Below are 4,646 nucleotides of genomic sequence, written 5' to 3' on the forward strand. Positions count from 1 at the left end.
ACATACTGCACAAATCAATAAGGAGGCGTAAGCATGGCAACTATTTATGCAACAGGTAAAAGAAAAGCGGCTATCGCTAAAGTTTGGTTGACTCCAGGTAACGGTGGAATGCTTATCAACGGTAAAACACTTGACCAATGGTTAGGTGGGCACGAAACACTTAAAATGAAAGTTAGACTTCCTCTTGAAGCAACTAAACAACTTGAGTCTATGAATATCAGAGCAACTACACTTGGTGGTGGTTATTCTGCTCAAGCAGATGCACTTAAGCATGGTATCACTAAAGCTCTTGTAGAGTTTGAACCATCTTTCAGAGCAATTCTTAAGCCAATGGGACTTCTTACTAGAGACTCAAGAGTAGTTGAAAGAAAGAAGCCAGGAAAGAAAAAAGCGAGAAGATCTCCACAATTCTCAAAAAGATAGTCAGTACTTTTCGACTTCTTTTTCACAAGGTTTATCCTTGGCACTTTTTGCAAGAGCTTTTCTCTTGCAAAATCTACATACTATACATTCACTATTTTTATCTATCATTCCAACCACGCTTAAAACAAAGTATCTATAATTATACATATAAACAGGCATGAAATGGCACTATGAAAACATAAAGAAAATCATGATGAAGATGAAGAAAATGATACTAGATATAAAATCTGATATCAATATGACCAGACGCATGAGATATTAGTGTATTTTGGAAGGTTACAGATATTTGTGACTAAATTGTATCAATTAGGTATCTTGGAGAGACCAAGATACCTAGATGTTTTAGTGGCTTTTACTTACAACGATCAACATTTTAATGTTAATCACAATAAATCGAATAAACTGCCAAAGTTTACAAGTTCTCATTGCTCTTGCAAATTTTCCTGGGATCATTGTTAAATTAAATTGCTCATTCTGAAAATTGACTTCTTCTTCTTTCATGTTATCTCCTTTTTTATAATAATTTTTTTACAAGTAAACTCTGTTTGAGCTTACTCAGGGATCAAAGTCCAACCTGGCTTGAGTTTTGCTTTATAGATAAACATATGGTGTAGGATATGTTTGATCCAGTGACCTGCAAGACCGATCTCTCCAAATGTATAGTCTGTATCACGACCTGTTCCAGGGTACTTTTCAAAGTCAGGTACAACAGGATAAACTGTCATCGCAGCAGCTTGACCATCTAACCATCCTTTACCGGCACTCGCAACACATGCCGCACCCATTTCTGCCATAGAAGCCTCATGAAGATGTGCATTTTCTCCATTCTTGATCATATCGCATACAGAGTGTGCAACGGCTTTACCGATGATACCTGCAGGCATACCTGTTCTTGGTGGTGTAGGATTGATCGGTGTTCCGTTGGGTGAACTCATTGGCTTAGAGATTGCATGAGGTGGTGCAAAGGCGATACCACATGCAAACATATTAGAAAATGATGGGTTTTGGTATGTTCTTGGCCAGTCAGATGCTTTCCAGTTCTCATAGGCACCTGCATCATACTTTGCATCTACTTTCATAAATCCGTTTGGAGCAAAAAGTGTATCGGTCATGTCTGATCCATCTTTATCATAGGCTTTAAGACCTACACCAGAAAATGGTGGAATCAGCATAGAGAAGTCAAATTCCTCTTCTCCCATACTCCCATCCAGAAGTTCATAATGAAGTTTACCTGCTTCTACTTTGTTGACATGTGCCCCTATAATCCATGGAACATTTCTTTCAGCATACAGCGATTCAGCAAAAAGTTTAGAACTTACAGCATAACCTCCTACTTTCATGTGAAGACCACCCATACCAAAGTCACCCAGGAAGGATTCATTTGAAATCCATTTGATATCTAGCATATCACGGATACCTGCTTTTCTTGCTTCATGTTCAACGTTAAAGATGTATTCAAATGCAGCACCTTGACAGGTACATGTACCATGGCCTGTACCTATAAGAAGTTTTTGTCTTTCACCTTGTTTTGCTTTTGCAAACACTTTTTTTAATTCTTCATTTGCATGTACAGCATGGTCTGCAGTACAAACAGAAACGGTATGTTCTCCCAGTTCTCCTTTACCATTTCCTAAACCTGCTGTTGCATCAAAGTTAAGTTTAGGTCCAGTTGCATTGATGAGGTAATCATAGGTCAACTCTTCTGTTTGACCTTTAGTATTATCTTTTGTGGATTCTATAATAATATAAGGAGCATCATTGTCAGCCTTCCCATTTGGGTGGATCGAGACAGCCAAAGCTTGTCTGTAATCAATTCCTGCTTTTTTATAGACTGGTGCAAGTGGAAATACTACGTCTTCTTTTGTCATTTCTCCTACACCCACCCAAATGTTAGACGGGATCCAATTCCATTGAGAGTTTGGAGTAACGACCACCACTTCATGCTCTTTACCAAGCCATTTCTTTGCAAAGGTTGCAGCAGTGTGCCCTGAAACACCACCCCCCATTACTACTATTCGTGCCATATTCTTCCTTTTATAAATTGTATATACTCATTTTAGGAGATAAATTTTTAAAAGATAATTAAAGTCAATAAAATTAATGATATTTATCATTAAAACTTATTTTTGGTGTATAAACTATGGTCATTATACACCAAAAATTGATGCTCTGTAAATCAATATTATTTATCTTATCTAGAGCTTATAAGTCCGAATTAGCCTAAAATTACTAAAGTATGCTACTATTTTACCTCTGATATAATTGAGAAGAAGTTCACTATAAGGGAAGATAAAAATATATGCAGATGGTTATGATAAAGATCTTTTTATTGATGATGATAGTATCATCTCTTCAAGCAGATGTTTGGAATAACCCTCATAGTAAGGAAAAGAGTGCCTCCAATACGCTTTTTAGCTCTTTTTCACTCTCCCCTAAAAGACTGGACCCGGTTGTTTCATATAATTCTAATGAGTGGGCATTTATTGGTCAAATCTATGAACCCCCGTTGCAATACAATTATCTTCAAAAACCTTATATACTTGAACCACTTACACTCATTCAAATGCCAATGATACGTTATCTGAATAAAGAGAGACAAGAAGTAGATGAAAATGATAAGAGTGTAGTATTTAGCGAATACCGTCTGGATCTTAGGAAAGATGTCATGTATCAAAACCATCCTGCTTTTGCCAAAGATAAAAAAGGGCATCTACTTTACGCAGCATTGAGTAAACAAGATCTTGAAAAGATAGATACATTAGATGATTTTTCAAAGAAAGATACACGTCATTTGTTGGCAGCAGATTATGCATATGCCATAAAGCGTATGGGGGTAAGGCAGAACCATTCCCCTGTTTTGGACAGTATGCAAACATATATTGTGGGGTTAAAATCATATTCGAGTGCCATTACAAAGATCGCAAAAGAAAAGAAAGCGAAGGGAGAAATACTTGATCTACGCGCGTATGATATTTCAGGTGTAAAGGTTTTAGATGACTATACATTAGTCATAGAAATAAAAGGAAAATATCCGCAGTTTCTCTATTGGCTTACGATGAATTTTTTTGCACCTATTCCCTGGGAAGCAGATATCTTTTACCAGCAGCAAGGTTTAGTGGCTAAAAATCTGACGCTTAATTGGTATCCTGTAGGGACAGGAGCATATTATTTGGCAGAGAACAATCCAAATAAACAGATGCGTCTGGTGAAAAACCCAAATTTTCATGATGAGGTGTATCCTGGTTCAGATCATGATGATTCAGGAAAGAAACTACCATTTATAGATGAAGTCATTTATGCCCTCGAAAAAGAGAGCATACCTTTATGGAACAAGTTTTTACAGGGGTATTATGATGCATCAGGCATCAGCTCAGAAGCGTTTGACCAAGCTGTACAGATATCTTCATCGGGTACTATGGGGCTAAGTGAAGAGATGCAAAAAAAGGGTATATCGTTGATCGGATCTGTACAGCCTTCCATTTACTACATGGCATTTAATATGGTAGATCCTATTGTCGGTGGATATACAGAGTCAGCCAGAAAATTAAGACAAGCTATTAGTATTGCTATTGATCAGGAAGAGTATATCTCTATCTTTATGAATGAAAGAGGTATAGCAGCACAAAGTGTGATACCTCCTGGTATTTTTGGATATGAAGAGGGGGAAAAAGGTACAAATAGCGTAGTCTATGAGTGGGTTGATGGCAAGAGAGTACGCAAGTCATTGACGTTTGCTAAGCAACTCTTGGCAGAAGCAGGATATCCAAATGGTGTTTCAAATAAAACAGGAAAGCCTTTAAAACTTTACTATGATGCCACTGCTACGGGTCCTGATGACAGAGCTTTGATGGATTGGTATCGTAAACAGTTTGATACTTTGGGTATACAGCTTGTGATACGTGCGACTGACTATAACCGCTTCCAAGATAAAGTACGTAAAGGAAAGACACAACTTTTTTCATGGGGCTGGAATGCAGATTATCCAGATCCGGAAAACTTCCTCTTTTTGCTCTATGGAGGAAACGCCTCTATGGATACCAATGGTGTGGGGATCAACTCCTCAAATTATAAAAACCCGGTGTTTGACACACTCTTTGAAAAAATGAAAACGATGAAGAATACGCCCGAAAGAATGGAAATTATACGTAAAATGGTAAACATATCAAGAGAGGATGCACCCTGGGTGTGGGGTATTCATCCTAAGTCTTTGGCCTTGTCTCATG

General features: G+C 37.6%; 4 protein-coding genes. 2 read left to right on the top strand and 2 right to left on the bottom strand.

Annotation, left to right across the window (positions count from 1 at the left end):
- Positions 1–33: 33 nt before the first annotated feature.
- A complete protein-coding gene (gene rpsI, locus ABZC96_RS08245; RefSeq protein WP_373030382.1) occupies positions 34–423 on the top strand; it encodes a 30S ribosomal protein S9 in 390 nt (129 codons plus the stop codon).
- Positions 424–765: 342 nt separating this feature from the next.
- Here the strand turns inward: rpsI and ABZC96_RS08250 are convergent, their stop codons facing one another.
- Positions 766–924: a hypothetical protein gene (locus ABZC96_RS08250; RefSeq protein WP_373030384.1), complete on the bottom strand. Its 159-nt coding sequence runs from the start codon at positions 922–924 to the stop codon at positions 766–768.
- Positions 925–974: 50 nt separating this feature from the next.
- Positions 975–2,447, bottom strand: a complete 1,473-nt coding sequence (locus tag ABZC96_RS08255) for an NAD(P)/FAD-dependent oxidoreductase (protein ID WP_373030386.1) — start codon at positions 2,445–2,447, stop codon at positions 975–977.
- A gap of 275 nt (positions 2,448–2,722) precedes the next feature.
- Here ABZC96_RS08255 and ABZC96_RS08260 point away from each other — a divergent pair.
- Positions 2,723–4,646: ABC transporter substrate-binding protein (locus ABZC96_RS08260; RefSeq protein WP_373030388.1), on the top strand; the 1,924-nt coding region annotated here is incomplete at its 3' end.

Origin of the sequence: Sulfurovum sp. (genome assembly GCF_041551015.1) — a bacterium.
Lineage (GTDB): Bacteria > Campylobacterota > Campylobacteria > Campylobacterales > Sulfurovaceae > Sulfurovum.